Origin of the sequence: Aeromonas sp. R5-4, from assembly GCF_040908215.1 — a bacterium.
Classification (GTDB): domain Bacteria; phylum Pseudomonadota; class Gammaproteobacteria; order Enterobacterales; family Aeromonadaceae; genus Aeromonas; species Aeromonas veronii.
Map to the genome: position 1 here is coordinate 66,418 of NZ_JBFODG010000021.1, position 23,195 is coordinate 89,612.

19 protein-coding genes and 1 pseudogene are annotated in these 23,195 nt (G+C 55.4%); 5 read left to right on the plus strand and 15 right to left on the minus strand.

The window, feature by feature from the left end; translation table 11 throughout:
- Window positions 1-278 precede the first annotated feature (278 nt).
- The 4 genes and pseudogenes from AB5Y83_RS09965 to AB5Y83_RS09980 form a co-directional block, all read left to right on the plus strand.
- Entirely contained in the window at window positions 279-2,408 is a 2,130-nt protein-coding gene (locus tag AB5Y83_RS09965) for a reprolysin-like metallopeptidase (RefSeq protein WP_368175096.1), read from the plus strand.
- A gap of 176 nt (window positions 2,409-2,584) precedes the next feature.
- Window positions 2,585-3,223 (plus strand): pyridoxamine 5'-phosphate oxidase, encoded by a 639-nt coding sequence (gene pdxH / locus AB5Y83_RS09970; protein WP_069529067.1) that lies wholly within the window; start codon window positions 2,585-2,587, stop codon window positions 3,221-3,223.
- Window positions 3,224-3,259: 36 nt separating this feature from the next.
- Window positions 3,260-3,874, plus strand: a complete 615-nt coding sequence (locus AB5Y83_RS09975) for a glutathione S-transferase family protein (protein ID WP_368175097.1) — start codon at window positions 3,260-3,262, stop codon at window positions 3,872-3,874.
- Window positions 3,874-4,695: pseudogene (locus AB5Y83_RS09980) on the plus strand (GNAT family N-acetyltransferase); the annotation flags it as partial. The gene AB5Y83_RS09975 and the pseudogene AB5Y83_RS09980, both read left to right, overlap by 1 nt.
- 459 nt (window positions 4,696-5,154) lie before the next feature.
- Here AB5Y83_RS09980 and AB5Y83_RS09985 read toward each other — a convergent pair.
- Window positions 5,155-5,235 (minus strand): polyketide synthase docking domain-containing protein, encoded by an 81-nt coding sequence (locus AB5Y83_RS09985; RefSeq protein WP_368175128.1) that lies wholly within the window; start codon window positions 5,233-5,235, stop codon window positions 5,155-5,157.
- A 285-nt stretch (window positions 5,236-5,520) separates the two neighbouring features.
- Here AB5Y83_RS09985 and AB5Y83_RS09990 point away from each other — a divergent pair, with 285 nt between their 5' ends.
- Complete coding sequence (locus AB5Y83_RS09990; protein ID WP_005344037.1) at window positions 5,521-6,060, plus strand: GNAT family N-acetyltransferase; 540 nt, start codon at window positions 5,521-5,523, stop codon at window positions 6,058-6,060.
- Window positions 6,061-6,169: 109 nt separating this feature from the next.
- Here AB5Y83_RS09990 and AB5Y83_RS09995 read toward each other — a convergent pair whose 3' ends face one another.
- The 14 genes from AB5Y83_RS09995 to AB5Y83_RS10060 all read right to left on the minus strand — a co-directional run bounded on the left by AB5Y83_RS09995 (window position 6,170) and on the right by AB5Y83_RS10060 (window position 22,932).
- Complete coding sequence (locus AB5Y83_RS09995) at window positions 6,170-6,583, minus strand: hypothetical protein (protein ID WP_304520674.1); 414 nt, start codon at window positions 6,581-6,583, stop codon at window positions 6,170-6,172.
- Between the two features lie 181 nt (window positions 6,584-6,764).
- Entirely contained in the window at window positions 6,765-7,895 is a 1,131-nt protein-coding gene (locus AB5Y83_RS10000; protein WP_267511595.1) for a cupin domain-containing protein, read from the minus strand.
- 139 nt (window positions 7,896-8,034) lie between these two features.
- Window positions 8,035-9,405 (minus strand): adenylosuccinate lyase, encoded by a 1,371-nt coding sequence (gene purB / locus AB5Y83_RS10005; RefSeq protein WP_368175098.1) that lies wholly within the window; start codon window positions 9,403-9,405, stop codon window positions 8,035-8,037.
- Between the two features lie 129 nt (window positions 9,406-9,534).
- Window positions 9,535-10,149: a high frequency lysogenization protein HflD gene (gene hflD / locus AB5Y83_RS10010; protein ID WP_005334622.1), complete on the minus strand. Its 615-nt coding sequence runs from the start codon at window positions 10,147-10,149 to the stop codon at window positions 9,535-9,537.
- A 23-nt stretch (window positions 10,150-10,172) separates the two neighbouring features.
- Entirely contained in the window at window positions 10,173-11,279 is a 1,107-nt protein-coding gene (gene mnmA / locus AB5Y83_RS10015) for a tRNA 2-thiouridine(34) synthase MnmA (RefSeq protein ID WP_005353619.1), read from the minus strand.
- A 303-nt stretch (window positions 11,280-11,582) separates the two neighbouring features.
- Window positions 11,583-12,074 carry an NUDIX hydrolase gene (locus AB5Y83_RS10020; protein WP_368175099.1) on the minus strand — a complete coding sequence of 164 codons (492 nt, stop codon included), beginning with the start codon at window positions 12,072-12,074 and terminating at the stop codon, window positions 11,583-11,585.
- A complete protein-coding gene (gene rluE, locus AB5Y83_RS10025; protein ID WP_368175100.1) occupies window positions 12,074-12,985 on the minus strand; it encodes a 23S rRNA pseudouridine(2457) synthase RluE in 912 nt (303 codons plus the stop codon). The genes AB5Y83_RS10020 and rluE overlap by 1 nt, the downstream gene beginning before the upstream one ends.
- Window positions 12,986-13,089: 104 nt before the next feature.
- A complete protein-coding gene (locus AB5Y83_RS10030; protein WP_368175101.1) occupies window positions 13,090-13,857 on the minus strand; it encodes a PTS sugar transporter subunit IIA in 768 nt (255 codons plus the stop codon).
- On the minus strand, window positions 13,857-14,162 hold the full coding sequence (locus tag AB5Y83_RS10035; RefSeq protein WP_005334611.1) for a PTS fructose transporter subunit IIB: 306 nt from the start codon (window positions 14,160-14,162) through the stop codon (window positions 13,857-13,859). Before AB5Y83_RS10035 ends, AB5Y83_RS10030 begins: the two co-directional genes overlap by 1 nt.
- A gap of 219 nt (window positions 14,163-14,381) precedes the next feature.
- Window positions 14,382-15,788, minus strand: a complete 1,407-nt coding sequence (gene uhpT / locus AB5Y83_RS10040; protein ID WP_005353611.1) for a hexose-6-phosphate:phosphate antiporter — start codon at window positions 15,786-15,788, stop codon at window positions 14,382-14,384.
- A gap of 576 nt (window positions 15,789-16,364) precedes the next feature.
- Window positions 16,365-18,275, minus strand: a complete 1,911-nt coding sequence (locus AB5Y83_RS10045) for a fructose-specific PTS transporter subunit EIIC (protein ID WP_368175102.1) — start codon at window positions 18,273-18,275, stop codon at window positions 16,365-16,367.
- A gap of 595 nt (window positions 18,276-18,870) precedes the next feature.
- The gene (locus AB5Y83_RS10050) at window positions 18,871-19,872 is read right to left on the minus strand and encodes a DUF4435 domain-containing protein (protein ID WP_368175103.1); all 1,002 of its coding nucleotides are present in this window, start codon (window positions 19,870-19,872) and stop codon (window positions 18,871-18,873) included.
- Window positions 19,862-21,427: an AAA family ATPase gene (locus AB5Y83_RS10055; RefSeq protein ID WP_368175104.1), complete on the minus strand. Its 1,566-nt coding sequence runs from the start codon at window positions 21,425-21,427 to the stop codon at window positions 19,862-19,864. Before AB5Y83_RS10055 ends, AB5Y83_RS10050 begins: the two co-directional genes overlap by 11 nt.
- A 467-nt stretch (window positions 21,428-21,894) precedes the next feature.
- Complete coding sequence (locus AB5Y83_RS10060) at window positions 21,895-22,932, minus strand: Mal regulon transcriptional regulator MalI (protein ID WP_058055769.1); 1,038 nt, start codon at window positions 22,930-22,932, stop codon at window positions 21,895-21,897.
- Window positions 22,933-23,195: the final 263 nt, after the last annotated feature.

Genomic DNA, 23,195 nt, shown 5'->3' on the forward strand with positions numbered 1-23,195 from the left:
CGACATGATTGGAGTTATAACTCTAATATTCCAAACATAGTGATAGTCTCATGGGAATGATTCGATGACTCACATATGAGCCCCCATATACTTTTTTTGGAGTTTTAACTCTATTAAAAGAACTGCTGAAAATGCTAACAAAATGAGCTGTTTATAAATCTTAGCTCACTAACTATATGATTTTAAATAAAATAAAATTAATTTATTTTTTATTTAAAAAGTTGAATTGTGATGTGCATCACGTTATTCTCGCCGGCTGTTCAGTCAGGTGATTAATAATGATGAAGTTCACAATAAATGCAATCTCAGTTGTCATCGCAATGTCAGCCAATATCGTGCTGGCATCCCCATGGCATATGGTCGAAAAACGCAGCAAGCAGGCCGATGAACCTGTAAGGGCTCGCGCATACAATATCTTCGAGGTAGAACCGGATTTTTTAGAAAATCTGCGCTTGGGCCAAACCGTGATTACGCTACCATTGCCTGATGGCAAGATGGTGCAATATGAGTTGGAAGCCTATTCCGTATTGCCGCCTGCGTTGGCAGCAAAATACCCAGATATCATGACCTATAAAGGACATGAAGTGGGCACACCCAGCAATACCGGTCGCTTTGATATTTCTTCGCGTGGTTTTAACGGCATGTTTATGCATGCCGGAGAGCAGATATTTGTCGATATTCAGCGTAACGGTACCTACGCTGTCTATTACAAAAAAGATGCACATTCAATGAATGGCAAGAATATCAAGGAGATCATTGAAAAATCCGAGCTGAAAAAAAAGCTAGCACACAAAACTGAAGCGGCTCGTAACGAGACTAGCTATAGCAAGCCAGAGCTTACCAAGTATAAAATTGCATTCTCTACAACTAGCCAATATACCGCGCACTTTGGCGGCAAGGTGCAAGCATTGGCATCACTGGCAAACTTGGTTAACCGTTTAAACGAGGTATATGAAAGGGATTTAGGGGTTCGTTTCGAATTGGCAGATGGGAATGACAATGTTATATTCGAAAATCCTGTTGACGACCCTTTTGTGAACGGTAAATATCCAAAGTTTAAAAGCATCAGCACTATAAATGCTGTGGTTCAGAGAGAGAAACTGAATAGTAATGAGCTTGGCTATTTCGATATTGGTCATGTAGTAACGCAAACGGAAAAAAATGCAGGGAGTGCAATCCTAGGGTCATTGTGTGATGAAATAGATTCATATGCCTCATATAGGTCTAACGCTGTTACAGGAAACAAAAATCCTGTTGGCGATGCATTTTTTATTGATTTTGTGGCGCATGAGATTGGTCATCAATTTGGCGCGGACCATACCTATAACGCTGATCAGGGACAGAGAGAGTCCTCCATGGCATGGGAGCCTGGCAGTGGTAGCTCCATTATGGCTTATGCGGGACTGATGGGGGAGCAAAACGTACAGCTCAACAGCGATGCCTATTTTCATAGCAAGTCGATTGATATGATGCGCAAGCATATCAACAACCGTGAAGCTCAAGCAAAGAAGAGTGAGATCCTATTTGTTGGTGCGCCATTAGTGCTTGCTCCTATTTTTTCCTCGCGTTGTGGCACTGCTATCCCGAACCAAAATGGTGATAATCAGGCGCCAGAAATTACCGATGTGCCAGCAGAACATGTGATCCCCAAAGGGGTGGCATTTAGTCTGAGTGGCAAGGGTAATGATATTGACGGCGATACCCTTACCTATACCTGGGAGCAGGTCGATCTGGGGGATGCAACGACGAGTGGCGATCAATTGAGTTCAGGTCGCCTTGCAACCGGCCCCCTGTATCGTTACACCGCGCCGACCACTTCCCCGGTTCGTCACTTTCCTTCGCTGGCTACCCAGTTGAAAGGGGAAGCTGAGAAAGGTGATGTCTGGGTCAATGTGCCGCGCACCCTTAACTTCCGTCTGGTCGCCCGTGATGGCAAAGGCGGTGGTGCCTATGGTGAGACCTCGGTCGAGGTGGTCGATACAGGCGCACAAACCTTCAAGATTGAATCGGCATCTGACCAGCGTATGCTGGTTGGTAGCCCGACCACAGTGAATTGGCAAGTAGCTGGCACGGACCGTCATCCTGTCAACTGTCAGCGGGTCGATATCAGTTATAGCAACGATGAAGGCAAGAGCTGGCAGCCGCTGGTCAATGGCGTGAACAACAATGGCGCCCATGAGGTGACCATTCCGGCCAATGCTGGCAGCGCTGTTCGCCTCAAGCTGGCCTGTAGCGACAATATCTTCTATGCCATTACGCCAAAACTGGCGACCAAGAGCAGTGATACACCGGCTCCCCAGCCTGAAAGCAATGGCGGCGGTGGTGGTGGCGGTTCGACCGGTCTGTTCGTGCTGTTGGGCCTTGGTATCGCTGCGCTGCTGCGTCGTCGTGAGATCATGAGCTACTAAACAAGATAACCCAAGGGTGAGATTACCCATCTTTGGTAAATTGATGAACCAAGCGAAGAGGCGTTAGCCTCTTCGCTTTTTTTGTATGGTTTACAAGGTCGCTTTATCGAGCGCACAATGCCTGCGTCACTCTCTTGATGGTCGTGGAACCATTATTTATTTGAAGGAAAATCAAGATGATGGATGTTGCTGATCTGCGCCGTGAATATTCCCGTGGCGGGCTGCACCGGGCCGATCTGCCGGCCGAGCCGCTGGTGCTGTTCGAGAAGTGGTTGGCGCAGGCCTGTGAAGCCAAATTGACCGATCCCACCGCCATGGTGGTGGCGACGGTGGATGCCGATGGTCAGCCCTGGCAGCGCACTGTGCTGCTCAAGCACTACGATGCCCAGGGGATGGTCTTTTACACCAACATGGGTAGCCGAAAGGCGCAGCAGCTGGAAGGCAACCCCCGTATCAGCCTGCTCTTCCCCTGGCACACGCTGGACAGACAGGTTCATGTGACCGGCCGAGTGGAGAAGATGAGCACTTTCGAGGTGATGAAGTATTTCCACAGCCGTCCCAAGGATAGCCAGATCGCTGCCTGGGTCTCCAAACAGTCGACCCGCATCTCGGCCCGTGGCGTGCTGGAGGCCAAGTTCCTCGAGCTCAAGCAGAAGTTTGCCAATGGCGAAGTGCCGCTGCCGAGCTTCTGGGGCGGATTCCGGGTGGTGATCGAGACGGTGGAGTTCTGGCAGGGGGGCGAGCACCGGCTGCACGACCGCTTCTACTACACCCGCGACGGGGATGGCTGGCATATCGAGCGTCTGGCACCCTGAGCGCTCTGTTCAATTCTGTTTTCACAAGGAGTGTGTATGCGTCTGTATGGTGATCTGCGTTCCGGCAACTGTTACAAGGTGTGGCTGCTGGCCCGCTGGCTGGATCTGCCCCTTGAGTGGGTAGAGGTCGATATTCAGGCGGGGGATACCCGTACCCCCGCATTTCTGGCCATGAACCCCAACGGCAAGATCCCGGTGCTGGAGATTGGCCAAGGCGACATGCTGGCGGAATCCAATGCCATCCTCTTCTATCTGGCGCAAGGCAGTGCCTTGTGGCCAACCGATCCGCGCCAGCAGGCCGAGGTGCTCAAATGGATGTTCTTCGAGCAGTACAGCCATGAGCCATATATCGCGGTGGCCCGCTTTATCGTTCACTATCTCGGCCGACCCGAGTCCCAGGAGGCGCGTCTCGACGGGCTGAAAGCCGGTGGCGAGAAGGCGCTGGCGGTAATGGAGCAGCAGCTGAAACAGAGCCCCTATCTGTGCGGTGATGCGCCTACCATCGCCGATATCGCCCTTTATGCCTACACCCACGTGGCAGAGGAGGGGATCTTCTCCCTGCAGGGGTGGCCAGCTATCCGTAGCTGGATCGCCCGTATCGAAGCCCATCCCCGTCACCTGACGCTGCCAGCGGCCTGTCAGGCCAGCTGATGGAACTGTTGATCGAGGCCAGTCTGTGGCAACCGCAGTGGGCTGCGCCGTTGCTGCACTGGCAGCAGCAAGGTCATCGCTGGCAGTTGCTGCTCGGCAAAGAGGCGGCGGCCGCCCTCGATCAAACCGATGCACCCTGGGCGAGCAGCCCTCCAGACGGGGTGCTCTGCCCGGGAGCCCTGCTGGCCGCCTGGCTCGATGGGGATCTGCTGGCGGATTTTCATGTTGATCCCAGCCGCCAGGTTCTGATCAGTGCCTCCACCTCGCTACTGACCCTCGCCAGAGAGCAGGGGCTGCTTACCCTTGGTCCTGTGGGGGCCGATCTGCCGCTTACCCCCGAGGCCGATTTGGGCGCCGTGCTCAATCGCCTGCTGGCGCGCCGCGTGACGGTGCCGACCCTGGCTGAGGGGCATCCGCTATCAGGCGTCGTGCTGCGACAACTGCAGGCCGACGATGAGCGCGAGATAGTGCGCTACTGCAGCGACGAGGCGCTGGCGCGCTACACCCTCAATATTCCTCACCCCTATCCGCCGGAGGGGGCCCGCGACTGGCTGGCGCTCAGCTGGCGCAAGGCGGCGTTTGGCCTTGGCTGGAGCTGGGCCATCACCTTGCCAGAGGAGCAAGGTGCGGCGTTGCTTGGGGTGATCTCCTTGCACTGGAATGGCGAGCTCGCCTGGTGGGTTGGTGTGCCCTGGCAGAATCGCGGTCTGGCGACCCGGTCGGCCGAGCTGGTCAAGGGGTTTGCCTTTGACCAACTGCAACTGCCTGCGCTGACGGCCCGCCATATGCCGGACAACCTCGCCTCCGGCCGGGTGATGGCAAAAATGGGGATGTACTATCGCGGTCAGCGCCATATCAGCGGTCGTCAGCCGTGTGAGGTGAGTTACTGGCGGCTGGATCGTGCCCTCTCCTTACCCAATCCTTTGCCCGAGGAGATTTCCCATTGGCTTGCTGATGAGCGGATCGCCGTGGTGATCCTGCGCGATCCTGTAACGTTGGATCGGCAGAGTGCCAACGGCAAGCTGGCCATCTCGCTCTTTGTGGATGAGAGGGGCGCGGGGGAGGAGTCCTGCTCTATTCGCTGCCCGCCGCATCTTGAGCGGTTGCTGGAGCTGTACTGCTACCCTGTTGATCTGCTGGCGCAGGCCGAACCGGAGCAGTTGTCCCATCTTGGTAGCGTCTTGCTGAAAGATAGGGATGAGCAGGGGCTGGCATGGCTGCTGCAACTGACCGCGCTGCAGCGGCAGGGGCCAGAGCTGCTCAGCCGCGAGGAGCGCGCATCACGGCGCCACTGGTTCAACCAATTGATGGCGCAGGCGCTGGGTGGCAACGGTGACTCGCCGCAGATACGCTATCAGCAGTTACGGCTGCTGGTGGAACTGCCGGAGCTGGTCGACGAGCTGGATGGCTGTTGGCATCAAACGCCCGAACTGACCTTTGAGCGGTTGGCGCGGGAGGCTCCCGCCCTCTGGCTGGCCTACCGCGAGGCGATGAACAGGGTCACCCCGGCGACGCTAACCGCCTTACAGCAGCAGTTTGCAGCTCGTTTTCCTGAGTGCACCCTCCCATTTTTGGACAAAGGTACTCAGAATGACCAGCCGTTGTGTGGAATAATGCCCGCTCTGCTGTACGAGGAGTAATACCTGATGTTGAGAACCGAGCGCCCCGGTGACATGCTGCCGGTTTATGAGCTGCTGAGTGCCGCCTTCGGTCGTTCCGATGAGGCCGAACTGGTCAACCGCCTGCGCGAATGTGGTGCTGCCGTAGTGACCATGGTCGAAGAGGAAGAGTACGAGTTCATGGGGCACCTGATGCTAAGCCCGATCACCATTAACGGCATGGAAGGGCCCTGGCTTGGTCTGGCGCCGGTTGCGGTTCATCCCGACTGGCAAGGCCAGGGGATTGGCTCTGATCTCATCCGTGAAGGGCTTGATACGGCGCTCGAGATGGACTGGAAAGGGGTGGTAGTACTCGGGGATCCGGCCTATTACAGCCGTTTCGGTTTCCGCCCGGCTAGCGAGTTTGGCCTCCACTGCATCTATGAGGTGCCTGCCGACTGCTTTATGGCGATGGAGCTACAGGAGCGCGGTTTTGCGGGTGTGCAGGGTGAGGTGCTCTATCACCCCCTGTTTGATGAACTCCCCGACGAGCTGCCGGATGCGCAGGCAGAAGTGTCCCATTTATAGCGAGACGTTATAACGAGAAGTCGCAGCGACATGCCATAACGAAAAAGCCCTCATTGAGGGCTTTTTCAGTTTATATCAGTCCCTGCCGGGCTTATTCGAGCAAATTGGCTCAGGCAATGATATCGAGCTGGGTGCCCTTGCGATTATCTTCGCCCACCATGTCACCCATCTGCTGGGCGAGCGGGCTCTGCTGGAATTGCACGTAGTCGCTCAGATTCTGCTGGCGCTGGTAGCGATTCGCTGCCTGATACATATCAGCCGTGTTCGGGCCCGATTTGCTGTCGCTCTCCTGACCGCTGGCCTCCAGGTAGCGCTCCACCACGGCTTTATCTTGCTGGTTAGCCGTATAAGAGACCGCCAGGGTTCTGCGAGCCGTTACTTTCTCTTCACTCTGTGCCTGCACTTCATCCTTCTTGATCAGCGCTTCGTTACGGGCCTGATTGACCTGCTCGGGTGTGACAGCGGGAGAGGAGGGGGATTTGCCGTAATCGGGCAGCGGCATGGGCCTAGAGGTGATTTGCATGGTGGCGCTTCTCTTGTGAACAGGGACGGATGCATGATACCCATCCATGTTAGCTCAATAAATCACCACTTGTCGGTTCATCAAGAGTGGGTTCAGCTTCACGCATCGATTGTTAATTGAACCGCCTCTGAGTGAAAAAAGGCGCCATAAGGCGCCCATTTATCCTTCGCTTACCACCTGCTCAGTTGAAGAACCAGTAACCGCGGTTGACCAGACGGGTCAGCAGTTGCAGGAAGCCAGCCTGATCGGCCAGCTCCACCATATCGGCCTGAGTGATGATGTCTTTGTCACACAAGAGCGAAATGGCGGCCGCGTCTTCGCTCTGCAGAGTCCAGGCTTCGCCGTCGATGAAGCATTGCTGGCTCTCGCCGCTAAACCAGACGGTGCGCAGACCCGGCACCTTGATGGCGGGCTCGCCCTGGGTCAGCAGGTCGGCTACCTCCTCGGCGCTGTAGTCCGGCTCGACCGGATTGACGTCGAGATCGTGCTTGGCCTCGGAGATCATGGTGCCGAACCACTCCTTGAACAGGGTCTCGTCATCGAGGGCCTGCTGCATCAGCTCGCGCAGACGGTGCAGCTCGTGGGGCTGGATCTCGCCGTGACGGGCGCGGGGCTTGAGATCGGCATCGCCGTAACGCTCGGTACGCACCTCGTTGTCGATCAGGTGATCGGCAAAGGAGGAGATAAGCGCCTTGGCATCCGGTGCGCGGAAACCCACCGAGAAGTTCATGGAGGGCTCGATGGCGTAGCCTTCGTGGGGGAATCCGGGCGGAATGTAGAGGATGTCACCCGGCTCCATGATGACGTCGATGATCGCCTCGAACGGCTCGCAGTGCAGCAGTGCGGCGTGGGCGGCAAACTCGTTGAGGGGCTTGGCATCGCCGACTCGCCAGTGGCGTTTGCCCAGACCCTGGGTGATAAATACATCGTAGTTATCGATGTGGGGGCCGACACCCGCGTGAGGGGTGGAGAAGCTCACCATCACATCGTCAAAGCGCCAGCCCGGGATGAACTGGAACGGCACGGCCAGCTCGTTCACCTCGGGAGCCCAGTGGTTGCAAGCCTGTACCAGAATGGTCCAGTTCTCTTCGCCCAGATGGTCATAGGATTCGAAGGGGCCGTGGGCGGCATTCCACTTGCCGTCGAAACGGGTGACGAGGCGGGACTCGACCACCTCTTCCATGGCCAGACCTGCCAGCTCATCCGGGCTGATGGGATCCTGAAAGTCCTTGAAGCCACCCTTGATAAGGAGCGGGCGCTTCTGCCAGTAGTGCTCGAGGAAGTGAGCGATATCCAGATTGAGTTCGTACATGCTGTTTCTCGTGTCTCGCAAAGAGGTTTTGCCCAAGGCGGGCTTGGGAAAAGCCACTCGGGATCCTGCCGTGGCAGGGAAAATAACAGGGGCCCTGTGGCGTATCGTGCACAGGGCCCCTTCGTCACTGCCGGTTGGCTTACTTCAGCAGATCAACCAGACGCTGGGCGTCACCGATGTAGTTGGCCGGGGTCAGCTTCTTCAGCTCGACCTTGACCGCTTCCGGTAACTCCAGGGTGTCGATAAAGGTACGCATCCCTTCGGCATCGACGCGGCGACCACGGGTCAGCTCCTTGAGTTTCTCGTAGGGCTTCTCGATACCGTAGCGGCGCATTACGGTCTGGATCGGCTCGGCCAGCACTTCCCAGTTGGCATCCAGATCGGCGGCCATGGCGGCGTCGTTGGCTTCCAGCTTGGAGATGCCCTTGAGGGTCGCCTGATAGGCAATCAGGGAGTAACCCACCGCCACACCGAGGTTGCGCAGCACGGTAGAGTCGGTCAGATCACGCTGCCAGCGGGAGATGGGCAGCTTGCTTGCCAGATGCTGGAACACGGCGTTGGCCAGACCCAGATTGCCTTCGGAGTTCTCGAAGTCGATGGGGTTGACCTTGTGCGGCATGGTGGAGGAGCCGATTTCGCCTGCGATGGTGCGCTGCTTGAAGTGACCCAGGGAGATGTAACCCCACACATCACGGTCGAAGTCGATCAGGATGGTGTTGAAGCGGGCCATGGCGTCGAACAGCTCGGCGATATAGTCGTGCGGCTCGATCTGGGTAGTGTAGGGGTTCCAGGTCAGACCCAGGGAGGTAACGAACTCCTCGGAGAACTGGTGCCAGTCCACATTCGGGTAGGCGCTGAGGTGGGCGTTGTAGTTGCCGACCGCACCGTTGATCTTGCCGAGGATCTCCACCGCCATGATCTGCTTGAACTGGCGCTCCAGACGGTAGGCGACGTTGGCCATCTCCTTGCCCATGGTGCTCGGGGTCGCCGGCTGGCCGTGGGTGCGGGAGAGCAGCGGCATGTCACGGTACTCGTGGGCCAGGCGCTTGAGCTCGCCGATCAACTTTTCGCAATAAGGCTTGATTACCTCTTCGCGGGCGGTTTTCAGCATCAGACCGTGGGAGTTGTTGTTGATGTCTTCCGAGGTGCAGGCGAAGTGGATGAACTCGCTGACAGCCGCCAGCTCCGGGTTCACTTCGACCTTCTCTTTGAGGAAGTACTCCACCGCTTTCACATCATGGTTGGTGGTGCGCTCGATCTGTTTGATACGGGCGGCGTCACTCTCGTTGAAGTTGCTGACGATGCCGTCGAGCAGGGCGTTGGCGGCCGCGCTCAGGGCAGGGACTTCCGGGATCCCGGCGTGGCTGGCCAGTTTTTGCAACCAGCGCACCTCGACTTCGACGCGAAAACGCAGCAGGCCGAATTCGGAGAAGATAGGGCGCAGGGCATCGGCCTTGTCGCCATAACGACCGTCAATCGGGGAAACAGCAGTCAGCGCGGACAGCTCCATGGGGTGAACTCCTGATGATTTGTGTGGGGGATCCGTATCCACTCGCGCGTGGGGCTGAGTTGTCATCAAGGCGGATGTGCGGCTGTTCACCCTGATGTCGACCTCGCTTGCCCGCGCGCGAGCCGATGATTAGTAACGTTTGGCCAGCTCCACCATCTTCTTGCGAGCGAAGATGATCTGGGTGCGGCTGCCACCGAGCTGACGCCACAGCACGCAGGCACGAATGCCCGCCAGCAGCAGGGCGCGCACCTTGTGCTGCACCAGCGGTTGCTGCAGGAACAGCGGGGTACCCGCCACCTGAATGCGCGGCCCGATGGGGCTGATAAGATCGCTGTAGATGCTCGCCATGTTGGCCAAAATCTGCTCGTCGAGCAGATCGAAGTGCTGTTGCTGGCGACCAATCTGGCTGATCCGCTCACCCAGCATATTGAGAATGTCCTTGCGCTTGGCCAGCTTGCGCTCCAGTGCAATCAGGCTCACCACGTAGCGGGTCAGCTCGGCATTCTTCTGGCTGCCGTCGGCACCCAGCTGTTCGACCAGCGCACGGTAGCCGTCGCGAATGGCCAGATGGGTGTTGTTGAACACCTCGAGCGGCTGGCTCGGGTTGGTCACCAGAATGCTGGAGAGGCTCTCGCGCAGGGCGGCCTCGTCACAGCTGCCGTCTCGGGCCACCTTCTGCACCAGATACGCGGCCTGGCAGATGCCGGCAAAGGCCATTGTTCTGTCTTGGAATTTATCGCTCACGTCTGCTGCCTTCTGTTAAGGATTCAAACCGGATGGCTGAAACGTTGTTCGATGATGCCGCCGCCCAGACACACTTCCCCGTCATAGAAGACGGCGGATTGGCCCGGGGTCACCGCAGCCTGTTTCTCGTCGAAGATGACCCGGATGGTCTCGTCGTCGATGGGCTGGATCAGGCAGGGGATATCCTGCTGGCGGTAGCGGGTCTTGACGGTGCAGCGACGCGGCTCGCGAATGGGGGTGCGATCCACCCAGTGCAACTGGCTGGCAATCAGGCCATCGGAGTAGAGGCGGGGATGTTCGCCCTGCGCCACCACCAGCACGTTGCGCTCGACCTCTTTGTCGACCACATACCAGGCCTCTTCGGTGGCGTCTTTGCGCCCACCGATACCAAGCCCCTTGCGCTGGCCCAGGGTGTGATACATCAGACCCTGATGCTCGCCGATCACCTTGCCATCCACGGTCTCGATTTTACCGGGTTGGGCGGGCAGGAACTTGGCCAGGAAGTCCTTGAACTTGCGCTCGCCGATAAAGCAGATACCGGTGGAGTCTTTCTTCTTGGCGGTGATGAGATCCAGCTGCTCGGCGATGCGGCGTACCTCCGGCTTTTCCAGATCGCCAACCGGGAACAGGCTCTGACCCACTTGCTTTTCGCTCAGGGTGTAGAGGAAGTAGCTCTGATCCTTGTTGGTATCGAGACCGCGCAGCAGGCGCGGGCGGCCGGTGCTGTCGTCACGGCGCACATAGTGGCCGGTGGCGATGTAGGTGGCACCCAGCTCTTCGGCGGCAAATTCGAGGAACGCCTTGAACTTGATCTCCTTGTTGCACAGGATATCGGGGTTTGGCGTGCGGCCAGCCTTGTACTCTTCGAGGAAGTGCTCGAACACGTTGTCCCAGTACTCGGCCGCGAAGTTGATGGTGTGGAGTTTCATCCCCAGCTTGTCGCAGACGGCCTTGGCATCAGCCAAATCCTGGGCGGCAGAGCAGTACTCGTCCGTGTCGTCTTCTTCCCAGTTCTTCATGAACAAGCCTTCGACCTGATAGCCCTGCTGCTGGAGCAGGTAGGCCGAGACGGAAGAATCCACGCCGCCGGACATGCCGACGATCACCTTGATTTGGCTGTTGTCTGTCATTAGTCGAAGTTACCAGTTCGTTTAAACGGGGCGTATTCTACCAGAGTTTTGCGCCCCCGGTCACATATCCATGCCGCAGTTCCCATCAGGAGCCTGATAGCAGGAAATCGTTTTTCTGTTTGTCAGCACCATGATGAAAAAGTGGTGCCAAACGATATCGTATAGCCTGTTCACGATCTGTCACGAGAGGCCGTCAGCAAGGTAAAGAGCAGCGCAGGAACCGGAGCGTATATATATACGTGAGGATTCCGAGCAGCACATGAGCCTTGATCACGGCCTCGTAGTAAGAGCGTGGGCAGGCTTTCAGATGAAGGCCTTGAGTGCCGACAGTGGCAGCCGTGTACCCGCCAGATAATCCTGAATACACTGCCACACCAAGGGGCTTCTCAGAGCCGGTTTGCATTCCGCTATTTCTTCCAGAGTGAGCCAGTGGCAAGCCAGCACATCGCCGTCAGGATCCTCTGGATGGTGCTGACCCGGCGCTTTTTCAAGGTCGAAGATGATGGCGGTGCGCACATAGGTGGCATCGCTGTCGGCCGGTTTGAACAGATAGGTACCAAGCCAGGCGGTCGGCATGGCGGTCAGACCCGTCTCCTCTTTGAGCTCGCGGCAAGCCGCTTCAAGCAGGTTTTCCCCCGGCTCCACATGGCCGGCGGGTTGGTTGAAACGGCGCTGGCCCTTGATCTCCTCTTCCACTACCAGAAAGCGCCCCTGCCACTGCACCAGGGCGGCGACTGTCAGGCGCGCCTCCATGCGGGCGTGACTGGTGGTCGATTGCTCTGCCTGATTGCTCATCATGACTCCTTGTCGTTGCTATCGGGATTGCCCGCACGGGCCGGTCGGCGTGCCGTTCCTCGCCCGCTGCTGCGGGGTTTGCCGCCGATCGGGTTTGAAGTTGAACGCTCGGTTGGGTGAGTGGTGCGGGGGCGCTCGTCCCGTCTCGGCTGGCTGGCTCGCCGTGGCGCATCCCCTGTCGGTTTGGCGTTACCGCCTGAACGGGATGAGGAGGGACGCGGGCGGCTGCTGGAGCTCGGCACCAGCTCGGGGGCGGGCAGGCTGCGGCTCTCGCCGGGTGCCAGACCATCGAGGGTCCAGTCGCCGATGGCGTAGCGAATAAGGCGCAGGGTGGGGTGGCCGATATGGGCGGTCATTCGCCGCACCTGGCGGTTGCGCCCCTCGATGATCTTGATCTCCAGCCAGCTGGTGGGGATCTCCTTGCGCTCGCGGATCGGCGGATTGCGCGGCCACACCGCAGGTTCATCCATGATGCGCGCCCCGGCGGGCAGTGTCATGCCGTCATTGAGCTCCACCCCGGCGCGCAGGGCGGCCAGTTTCTCCTCGCTCGGGATGCCTTCTACCTGCACCCAGTAGGTCTTGGGGGTCTTCTCCCCCGGCTGGGTGAGGCGCGCCTGCAGCTTGCCATCGTTGGTGAGCAGCAATAGCCCCTCGCTGTCGCGATCGAGGCGCCCTGCGGCATAGATGCCGGGCTCTTTGATGTAATCCTTGAGGGTCTCGCGGCCCGCCTCGTCGGTGAACTGGCAGAGCACCATGTAGGGCTTGTTCAGCAGGAGTAATTTGCGATCCTCTGGGGGTAGCTCCGGTTTGCGGGGGGATGCATGGCGGGGTGCGGCTGGTTTGGCCGCCGTGCGCGGAGCGTTATCGCGCGGCGTACGGTTGATAGATAGACGGGAGCGGGGAGATTTCATCGGATACACACTTCAGACAGACGATGGCAGCGAGTGTACCACAGGGTGCTGAGGGCTGGATGAATGGCTGGCGTTACAGCAAGCAGCGCCCAGAGCCACTTCGCCTAGCTTAGCAGGCTCTCGATGACGATAGCCTGACGGGCGGGGGCCGAGCCCGCCAACAGCAGGGCGTGGCTGACCACATCGTCGATCATCGCCTGTGCCAGTCGGGTAAGGGGGCGCAGGGTCTCCCGTCCGCTACCAATCGGCACCGCCAGCAGAATAATGGTCTGCACCGGCCCGATTTGAGAGCCCCACTCGATGGGCTCCTTGCAGCTAAGCAGGGCCAGCGTTGGCTGGCTGATCCCTTCGCTCAATACATGAGGCATGGCAAGGCCGGGGCGGATGATGGTGGCCGAGACCTGCTCGCGCCGCTCCACCGCGGCGGTCAGTGTGGCGCGGTCGGTGATCAGCTCGGCGGGCAGCAGATCGATCAGATGCTCGAGGGCTTCGGCCTTGGTCAGCGGCTCTGGGCTATGGGCCAGTTGGCGCAGGGCAAAATGGTAGTCGGGCAGCGCGTTGGCCAGTCGCAACTCCGCCAGCGCGGCGGTGCGCGGGCGCACCAGCGGTTGACCCAGCTCCCCGCACCAGCAGGTGAAGGCCATGTGGGCGAGCTCGGCATCGCACCCTTCAATCTGCAACTGGCAGAGGTCGCCGGGCTGGGTGGCGAGGGTCAACAGGGAGAGCTGGTTGCTGGCGGCAACGGTCTGACGCCGGGTAAGGTTGGCGCAGCGGATGGTGGATTTGAACATCCCCGCCAGCCGGTTCAACTGCTTGGCCTGGGTGATGCTCAACCCCTGCTGGCAGTAGAAGGTGATTTCGCTGGTCAGCATCAGGCCGGGATCGGCAGGGCCTTGAGTACGGCGTTGGCATCCAGCAACACAGTTTCCAGTCTCACTTGATGGATGGTGCAGCCGAGGAAGCGCTCTTTCTGCTCAATCTCGATATCGGAGGCAATCAGCACCAGGTCGGCGCTGGCAATATCGCGGGCGGTCAGCATGTTCTCCATGCCCATGGCGCCCTGAGTCTCGACCTTGATCTTGAGTCCCAGCCCAGTGGCGGCTTTTTGCAGGGCATCGGCAGCCATATAGGTATGGGCAATACCGGTCGGGCAAGCGGTGACGGCAACGATCTTCATCTGCTCTCTGTGATGCTGACAAGGGGGAGCAACAAGATAGCGTCAGTGGGGGGCTTTTACCAAAAGTCCATATGAAAAGTGGGATCTTGATGGGGATATGCCCGTCCCTTGAACGGCTGTGCAGGCTCATGCCGGGCCAGTCGGGTGTCTGGTTGCTCCAAACAACAAGGGCCACCCCTGTGGGTGGCCCTGAACAATCTGCGTCTGTTGTTATGGCTATCAGGCGGTCTGGGCAGCCAGCTCGGCGGCTTTCAGTTCGCGCTTGATGCGGCGGATCTTGCGCTCCTCGGCGACCGCGACACAGCCCATCAGCACCAGACAGGCGGCGGCTGCGATATCCAGCGCCGCGAAGGTGCCGGTCCAGCCGGTCAGACCGAAGATGGGGGTGCCATCGGCGATCATGCCCAGACCCAGTTTGGCGAAGCTGTCACCGATGAGGTAAGCAAAGGTGCCCTTGACGCCATCGGCTACGCTGATGCCCTGCTTGGGGACGAAGCCCACGGCGGCGACACCGATCAGCAGTTGCGGACCAAACACCAGGAAGCCCAGGGTGAACAGGGAACCCAGGAACATAAACTGGGTAGTCGCATGCTGGTAGAGACCCAGGGTCGCGATGATCAGCGCCAGCGCCACGCAAGCCACCAGACCACGACGGCCATTGGCCAGATCGGAGAGGTAACCCCACATCAGGGTGCCGACCAGTGCGCCCACTTCGAAGAAGGTAAAGCCCTGAATAGCTACGTCTTTGGAGAAGCCCAGCTCCTGGTGGGCATAGACGGTAGACCACTGGTCGATACCGATACGCACCACGTAGAGGAAGATGTTGGCAAAGCAGAGCAGCCAGATCACCTTGTTGAGCAACACGTACTTCACGAAGATCTGCCACTTGGTCAGCTGCTGCTCTTCGGTCGCGATATCCTCTTCGCTCGCCACTTCGTCAAACAGCTCTTCCACCTTGCCCAGGCCATAGGCTTCCGGTGAATCGCTACCAAAGCGCAGGCCGATAAAGCCGACGATCAGCGCGATGATGGAGGGGAAGATAAACATGCCGAGCACGTTGCCATCAAACAGGTAGTTGGCACCGAACAACGCCACACCGGCTGCACCGGCACCGCCCACGTTGTGGGAGAGGTTCCACATACCGAGATAGGTGCCGCGCTTGTTGCGAGGGGTCCACTTGGTGATGGTGGAGTAGCTGCAGGAACCGCCACAGCTCTGGAAGAAACCGCTCAGGGCATAGAAGAAGATCATGAAGTAGAGGCTAAAACCTGTGCCGCCCATGCTGGCACTGAAGCCCAGCATGCAGAGCGCGGAGAGGATCAGCATCAGCGGCAGGAACTGCTTGGTGTTCTTGCCATCGGCGTAGTAGGAGACGATGGTCTTGCCCACCCCGTAGGTGATGGAGAAGCCAAGGCCGATCATGCCAAGCTCGGTCATGGAGAGACCGTACTCCTGGATCATGTCATTTTGCGCAATGTTGAAGTTTTTGCGGATCAGATACATGGTCAAATAGCCAATAAATACAACCAGATAAGATTGCATAAACGGCTTGAACCAGAGCTTGCGCCGGGCTTCGACCGGCAGGTCGAGGGTGGGGACCCGGACCTGTTGGAGCAATTTCAACATCTTCGTTCATCCTCTGCGAGATAGACGGTATTTCCGCCGCGCCCCTCATTTGTAGATAGGTTGTTCGAGGTCACGCCACGGAAGGGGGAACGGAACGTCGGGGCTGTCAGCCGTTGCTGCGCTCGACGCTCCATCCATATAAACCCGGGCCCGGCACGGGATGACGGGGCACATTGCCCGTCGCGGTGCGGGTCACGACATCAGGTGAGGTGACTCTAATAAGAGGGGCAAAAAATGGCTTGAGAGCCATCCCTAGTGGGGCTAGGAAATTTTCCTAGTTTTTGCGCTTTCGCGGACAAAGCGTGAGAAACATCACACCGCTGACGCCGGATTGCTGCCATTTCAGCCAGTTTGGCGCTCTGTGTGAGTGCTGGGCTGAGGAGGGGAGAGGCCAGAAGGGAGCAAGGGAAAGGCAAGGAGAGAGGTGAAGGGAGAGACGAGGAAGAGTGCTTGTTGACCACTATTTCTCGGGGGGAGATATTGGGAAATACGGCCCACCAGCCATCCCAAAAAACAAGAGGCCACCCCATGGGGTGGCCTCTTTTATGCTCGACGAGCCGCGATGGCGAGGGGCACTCAGGCCGCCTTGGCCAGGGTAACCTCGTCACTCTTTTTTACCCGCAGTTTTTTCAGGGCAACCGCCACCACGCCGGTGACGATGGCACCGCAGATCATGCAGAGCAGGGCCAGCAGCGGCTTGTTGACCGCACCCAGCAGGGCCACGATGGGGCCACCGTGGGCAACGCTGTTGGTGATGCCGAACAGGAAGGCCATCACGGCGGCGGTCATGCTGCCCAGAATGTTGGCCGGGATAACGGCCAGCGGGTCACGGGCGGCGAACGGAATCGCACCTTCGGAGATACCCACCAGACCCATGGCACCGGCGGCTTTGCCCGCTTCGATCTCGGACTCGTCAAAGATGCCGAGCTTGCGACCAAGTACGGTAGCCAGCGACATGCCAAGGGGAGCGGCCGGGATGGCGCAAGCCATGGCACCCATGAACTGGGTCTGACCGGAGGCGATCATGCCGACGGAGAAGAGGAAGGCCACCTTGTTGACCGGGCCACCCATATCAAAACCAGCCATACCACCCAGCACGATACCCAGCAGCACCAGACTGCCACCGCTCATGGAGAGCAGCATGGCGTTGAGGCCGGTCATCATGTCGGCAATGGGAGCGCCGATGATGAAGATGAATACCGCAGCGATAAACAGGGAACCGACGATGGGAGCGATCAGGATTGGCACCAGCGGTTGTACCATCTTGTGGTACTGACGGGTGGCAATCCAGCGCACCAGATAGCCGACCAACAGGCCCGCAATGATGGCACCGATAAAGCCGGTACCGGCGTCAGCGCCGTAGAAGCTGCCGTTGTTGGCGATCCAGCCGCCGATAAAGCCCGGTGCCAGTGCCGGACGATCACCGATGGCATAGGCGATATAGCCCGCCAGAATGGGGATCATCAGGGTGAAGGCGGCGACACCCACGTTGAGGATCTGGTTCCACATGCTCCCTTCGGGGATCTGCATGCCGCTCGGGGTCGGGTTGCCGCCGATGGCCAGTGACAGGGCGATAAGCAGACCACCGGTCACTACAAACGGGATCATGTGCGATACGCCGTTCATCAGGTAGCGATAGAGATCCGAGCTGCCGCCGCTGGTGCGCTTCTCGTCACCCTGCTTCTCATCCTTGTCCGCCACATAGGCGGGGGCTTTCAGGGCTTGCTCGATCAGACCCTTGCCATCCTTGATGGGGGCCTTGACGCCGGTCTTGATCAGCGGCTTGCCAGAGAAGCGGGCCATGTCCACCTGCTTGTCACAGGCGACCACGATGGCGCTGGCGCGGGCGATCTCGTCTGCGGTCGGGCTGTTCTTGACGCCGATGGAGCCGTTGGTCTCTACCTTCACCTCATAACCCAGCTCCTTGGCGGCGCGCTCCAGCGACTCGGCCGCCAGATAGGTGTGGGCGATACCGGCTGGACAGCCGGTGACACCGATGATAAAGCCTTTGCTGGTGGTAGGGGCCGCGCTCTGCTCCTCTTTCTTGGCCAGCAGCAGCGCCAGCGCATCGGCCGAGGTGTTGGCCGCCAGCAGCTTGGCGATAAAGCCCTCTTCGATCAGCTTGCCGGAGAGCTCGGCCAGCACCTCGATATGGTGGTTGGCGCCGCCATCGGGGGAGGCGATCATGAAGAAAATATGGGATGGCTTGCCATCTTCGGCGCCGTACTCGATGCCGTTGCGGCTGATGCCGATGGCGACCGCCGGGTTGCATACCGCTGCACTCTTGGCGTGGGGCAGGGCCACGCCCTCTTCAAAGCCGGTGTTGCCCAGCTCTTCGCGGGCCCACAGATCCTTGATAAAGGCCTGCTCGTCGCTGACCTTGCCTTGCGACGCCAGCAGGCGGGCCATCTCGGTGAAGACCTCTTCCTTACGCGTCGCTTTCAAATCGAGGTTGATCAGATGTTCATTGATCAAGGTGGTGATCATGGCGCTCTCCCCGCTCCGTTGCCGGAGCCTGTTGGCATGCCGCCCTTGCAGGCCGGCATGCAGACAAAATTGACCCGACTATTATCGCGCCGGGGCAGAGGTCACCCTATCGGACAAATGTGCGAATAACTGGATTTTTGTGCGCCATTACCTCGAGTGTGACCCTGATCGCAAAGCTGAACAGCTGCCGACTTGGGGGCGGATTGAATCGCTCATGTTTTTATTGATGATTAAAATCAATTGGTTGTGTTTATGTGTGGTTCAGCGCCTTGGCCATGCGGTGAGTTTTTACTCAGTGGGTGGGAGCGCTCTTTCTATAAATTTGTGAGGTGAAAAACGGTGGCGGGATGTGAGCCAACGCACAGAAATGGCTTCGTTGGCGGGAAGCGAGAGGGGGCGCAGGGGAGGCGTGAGCAGAACAAGCTGGATAAATGGGGTGCGCCATCGGTGCAAGACAGCCCACCACAGTAGTGAGCAAATGAAACCACAGCCATCGGCGCACCGTAGGGTGCAATGAACAAAGTTAATTACACCACTTTATCTTGGCTATTATAACTTCTTTCTAATTTAAGAACGTTTCATCTTTTATGGACTTTTAGTTGATAGCCATGTTTTTTGCTGTAGTTAAAAATTGAATAAGACAATTTGGATATGTCGAATATATAGAAAATTTAGATATGAAATCTATTTCTGAACCATTTGATGTTAACCTTGTCTGTTTAAATCCAAGAGTGTCTTTTCGAGAGTCATGAAATAATTTTATGTTGTTTTTCTTATGCTCCTCAATAAGTTCGGAAATATACTTATTCATAAACCATAAAACAAACTTACCTCTCACAAAGAGATGCTTATCTGATAATTCATTATAAGTCTGTATAGATTCTTGAAATGTTTCAGGAAGGACTTCTAACGTTGATAAGCCCATGGCTTCGAGATGCCAAGAATCAGGATTCTTCTTTATTTGGGTATGGTCTTTCAAAGAAATTTTTAAAAAATCATTCAATTTTATGTTGGACAGGTGTAATGTGTGCTTCTTAATGTTATTAATATGTTCTAGATGAGTGGAGCGAATATAACAGTCCAAGTTTTTTATAGCAGAACAAAAACTATTTCTCGCCTCTATAAAATGATTCATACATGAATTAAAATCATTATTTTCACTATTTTCTGGCGATAGATAAAATTGAATCTTTAGCACTTCCTGCATGAACTCATCTGTTGCATATTGATTCTCAATCGAATAACTTGGAATGGTATAAATACGAGCATTTCTGCTATCATCTACTTCGAAATGATCTCTGTCTATGAAACCAAAATACAAGCTATTTTTGTAAGTGTCTTCAGTATGAGTTGATAAAAATTCTATTATTTCTGTGACATATTTTCTACCTTCACAATTAATAACCTCCCAATCATAGGGAGGTATGATTTTTCTTATTGCGTTCTGATAGTACACTGGATCATCCACACCCTCCATAAAAAAGTAAAACTTACTTCCTATTTTATTGGGGTTAAATATTCTTGTAAATCGAAGGAAAGTTGTTTGTACTCTTCTTCCTCTTTTTTGCATTTCATCTACGCGAGAACTATTTTCCATTTTCCAACTCCTTTGAGTGGAGAGATAGATCACTGGCATACTTTGCATAATCATTATCGAAGATAAAAGGTGAGTGTGTAGCACATAATAGAAATGAACACTTTCCTGAACTCATTATTTGAGGGAGTAGAATACTTTGCCATTCAATAGATAATGACAGTTCTGGTTCATCATATATTATCCAATATGACTTTTCTTCTTTGTTTTCTTTTTCTAAAAACAGCCTAGTAAAAAGAGAAAGGATTTGTTTTTCACCTGATGAAAGACTCTCAGGACTAATTCTTTTATTTGATTTTTTCTTTTCTATATAAATATCAGCGCTAAAATCGTCAATAATAACTTTTTTGTTATTAAAGAATGAGTTAATCGCATTGCAATATTTGTTAAGCAATTCTAAAGTCGTTCTTTGTTTATCGTGAATGGTTGATAGATAGTTTAAAACATAAAAAAAGGCAGAGTTGTTTTTTATAAATGCGCCTTCATTATATTCACCTTTAATAAAGTTACGAATTTTTTCTTTGTCACTGTCACTATAGATTTTGTCATTGAGCTTTGTTATTGAACTTAAGGATGACTTTATGATTTTGTTCTTTGCATTTTTATTGTTTATTATTTCTATGTTGTCTTCCACGAAATCCATTAGCAATTTAGATGATAGCCTCTGGAATTCGGTTGTTGTTGCCTCTCTGATTTGATTGGAATATCTTTCCCATGTTCTTTCTATTTTTTCAGTGCCAAAGTTAATTATTGGATGTGTGTCGAAAATCTCTTTTGCTTCGTCGAAAAATATATTGTTATCATCCTTGAACTGTATAATGTTACTTTCAATTAATCTATACGTAGGAAGATATATGAGCTCAAAATCTTGAAATATTTCGATGTAATCTAAAGCATCAATAAGCCATTTTCTAATAGGTGTAAAATCATAGTTATTATTTTTTTCTTTTCTATATATATAGTTTATTTCATTGTACAATCCACGTACATTTTTCTTTTGATTTCGCTCTAAAAAGAAAATATCGAAATGCTCATCATATATTTTCCTTATAATTGAGGCATAATTAGATATGTAGGTTTCATTAAAATGTAGATCTTTAAAGTCATTTGTTATTGATTTTATAATATCCTTTTCAGAAAGGGTCTCGTCAGCGGAATATGATAATAATATTGAAATTGCAAAAGGAATGTCTAATGGCGCTAATAGTTTAGCCCTGACACGAAGATATTCAAAAAAAGCATCCTCTTGATAGCTGTTATCCCTTACAATGGATTGTAAAATATCACCAAACAAAAGCCCTGTTAATTCCTTGTGGAATGTATATGCAGGGGTGCCATGTTTTTTTAATGTTATATTTTTGAAATTATCTTCAGATATCTTGTGGTTTTTTGAAAAAAAGTTATTAAATATTCTCAAGGCTGTTGTTTTACCGTAACCATTTTCTGCCACGAATATTTTTATTTTTTCTTTGAAGTTAATCGTAATATCTCGCTCACCATGCAGACCATTTATAGAAAAATATTCTATTGGGATCTTTTTTTCGCTTAGAGTAGTCATGCTAATCCTAATCCTTTTAGTAAGAAATGTTTAGATGGGGTGTCAACTAGTTAGTTGTTACGGATGCTAATAATATAAATAAAGACTGTATTAAAAATTCAAGCATTGATAATTAAATTATCCTGTTAACTCTCTAATAATTCAAGATTGAGGTCAGAAGATTTCTGGTGGTATTTCATCTCTTTAGGGGGGGGCAATGGGAAAAAACAACGCTACCGCCCGTGGATTACAGCCTCCAGCCTGCTGCGGTTATCCGGCGATGTGGTGGATGGCGAAACGGCTGCACAGGGTTATCTCTGCAAGAGTGGTTGCCAAGTGGAGCATATTAGTCGAGAGAGCCGCTGGGTAAAACCGCTGCCCAGTAAAAACCTGCCAAAGATCAATAAATTACTTATTAAACGAGTGATATCTGCCCATTTGGTACAGTGACCGCAGGTAGAACGTCGCCCCTACCTGTGCACCACAACTCAGGCCGACTCCCGTTTTTGCAGGTTGGGGGTGATGATATGGCGGTTGGGGGCGAGTTCGGGTTGCTGCATCCGGGTCAGCAGTCGTCTTGCCGCCTGACGGCCGATTTCGCGGGCCGGTGAGCTGACAAAGGTGAGGGCGGGGGAGGTGAGTTCGGCCTCCGCCACGTCGTCAAAACCGAGCAGGGCCACCTGCTGGCCGATGTAGTTGTCCTTGCCCACGGTGCGGCCGCTCGCCTCGACGCCATAGATGGCGCCGAGCGCCACCTCGGGGTAGTGGCAGAGCACGGCGGTCACCTTGGGGTGCTGGTGCAGCAGCTGGGCGATGGTGTCGGCGGCGCTGCGCTGGGTGCGATCGCACTCCAGTACCCACTCCGGTTTGAAGGGCAGGCCATATTGCAGCAGGCTGGCGCAGTAGCCGCCGATCCGCTCGGCGCGGGTGAGGGAGTCGGCCCGCCCGCCGACGTAGGCGATATGGCGGTGGCCCTGTTCGATCAGGTAGGTGGTGGCCTGCTTGGCGGCGTGGGTGTTGTCGGGGCCGATAAAGTCCACGTCATCCCGATAGTAGGAGCGGGCGGCGCACACCACCGGCAGCTCGGAATCGAGCAGGGTCTCCAGGGTTTTGGCCGCCGCGCCGCGCACCGGATTGAAGATGATGCCCGCCACCCCCTGCCGTGACAGGGAGTGGATGCTCTGCTGCAGCCGCTCCGGGCTGTGGCCGCACTGGGTCAAAAACAGCAGATAGCCCTGCTGCTCCAGCACCTCGCTCACCCCGGCGGTCACCTCGGTATAGAAGGGGTCGGTGATGTCGCGCAGGATCAGCCCCACCAGATTGGACTGCTGGCTGCGCAGGTTGGCGGCGGCGCTGTTGGGCACGTAGTCGAGCTCTTTTATCGCCTGCTGCACCCGCTCGGCGGTGGCCGGCGAGATGCGCCCCTTGCCGTTGAGCACCATGGAGACGGTGGTGACCGACACTCCAGCCCGCTGGGCGACATCGGTGATCTTGGTGGCTTTGGCAGAGAGGGATTTGGGCGACATAGGGCGAATGGACGACGGACAGTTGAAAGCGAGGCCCCAGCATACCTGCTCATATGCCCAAGTGAAACGTTACATCACCATCTGGCCGATCCGGCTCACAAATTTGGATCCTGCTGCCAGCCAGCCCCCTTATTCTGTGATCCTGTCGGCACTTGTAAGTTGATAAAACGTTTTATCATCCGGCAAAACCTGATGCTGACCCGCGCCTCTGCGTCGAGATTGCTACGAGCAGCCACGGGGAAAGCCGCAGATATTGCTGTCTA

Excerpts from the sequence above, each read along its gene's own strand:
- uhpT (WP_005353611.1), bottom strand. The coding sequence starts at position 15,788 with ATGTTGAAATTGCTCCAACAGGTCCGGGTCCCCACCCTCGACCTGCCG.
- AB5Y83_RS09975 (WP_368175097.1), top strand. The coding sequence starts at position 3,260 with ATGCGTCTGTATGGTGATCTGCGTTCCGGCAACTGTTACAAGGTGTGG.
- AB5Y83_RS09990 (WP_005344037.1), top strand. The coding sequence starts at position 5,521 with ATGTTGAGAACCGAGCGCCCCGGTGACATGCTGCCGGTTTATGAGCTG.
- AB5Y83_RS10060 (WP_058055769.1), bottom strand. The coding sequence starts at position 22,932 with ATGTCGCCCAAATCCCTCTCTGCCAAAGCCACCAAGATCACCGATGTC.
- AB5Y83_RS10030 (WP_368175101.1), bottom strand. The coding sequence starts at position 13,857 with ATGCTGACCAGCGAAATCACCTTCTACTGCCAGCAGGGGTTGAGCATC.
- mnmA (WP_005353619.1), bottom strand. The coding sequence starts at position 11,279 with ATGACAGACAACAGCCAAATCAAGGTGATCGTCGGCATGTCCGGCGGC.
- AB5Y83_RS09965 (WP_368175096.1), top strand. The coding sequence starts at position 279 with ATGATGAAGTTCACAATAAATGCAATCTCAGTTGTCATCGCAATGTCA.
- AB5Y83_RS09995 (WP_304520674.1), bottom strand. The coding sequence starts at position 6,583 with ATGCAAATCACCTCTAGGCCCATGCCGCTGCCCGATTACGGCAAATCC.
- AB5Y83_RS10020 (WP_368175099.1), bottom strand. The coding sequence starts at position 12,074 with ATGAGCAATCAGGCAGAGCAATCGACCACCAGTCACGCCCGCATGGAG.
- purB (WP_368175098.1), bottom strand. The coding sequence starts at position 9,405 with ATGGAGCTGTCCGCGCTGACTGCTGTTTCCCCGATTGACGGTCGTTAT.
- pdxH (WP_069529067.1), top strand. The coding sequence starts at position 2,585 with ATGATGGATGTTGCTGATCTGCGCCGTGAATATTCCCGTGGCGGGCTG.
- AB5Y83_RS10045 (WP_368175102.1), bottom strand. The coding sequence starts at position 18,275 with ATGATCACCACCTTGATCAATGAACATCTGATCAACCTCGATTTGAAA.
- AB5Y83_RS10055 (WP_368175104.1), bottom strand. The coding sequence starts at position 21,427 with ATGACTACTCTAAGCGAAAAAAAGATCCCAATAGAATATTTTTCTATA.
- AB5Y83_RS10000 (WP_267511595.1), bottom strand. The coding sequence starts at position 7,895 with ATGTACGAACTCAATCTGGATATCGCTCACTTCCTCGAGCACTACTGG.
- AB5Y83_RS10035 (WP_005334611.1), bottom strand. The coding sequence starts at position 14,162 with ATGAAGATCGTTGCCGTCACCGCTTGCCCGACCGGTATTGCCCATACC.
- AB5Y83_RS10050 (WP_368175103.1), bottom strand. The coding sequence starts at position 19,872 with ATGGAAAATAGTTCTCGCGTAGATGAAATGCAAAAAAGAGGAAGAAGA.
- rluE (WP_368175100.1), bottom strand. The coding sequence starts at position 12,985 with ATGAAATCTCCCCGCTCCCGTCTATCTATCAACCGTACGCCGCGCGAT.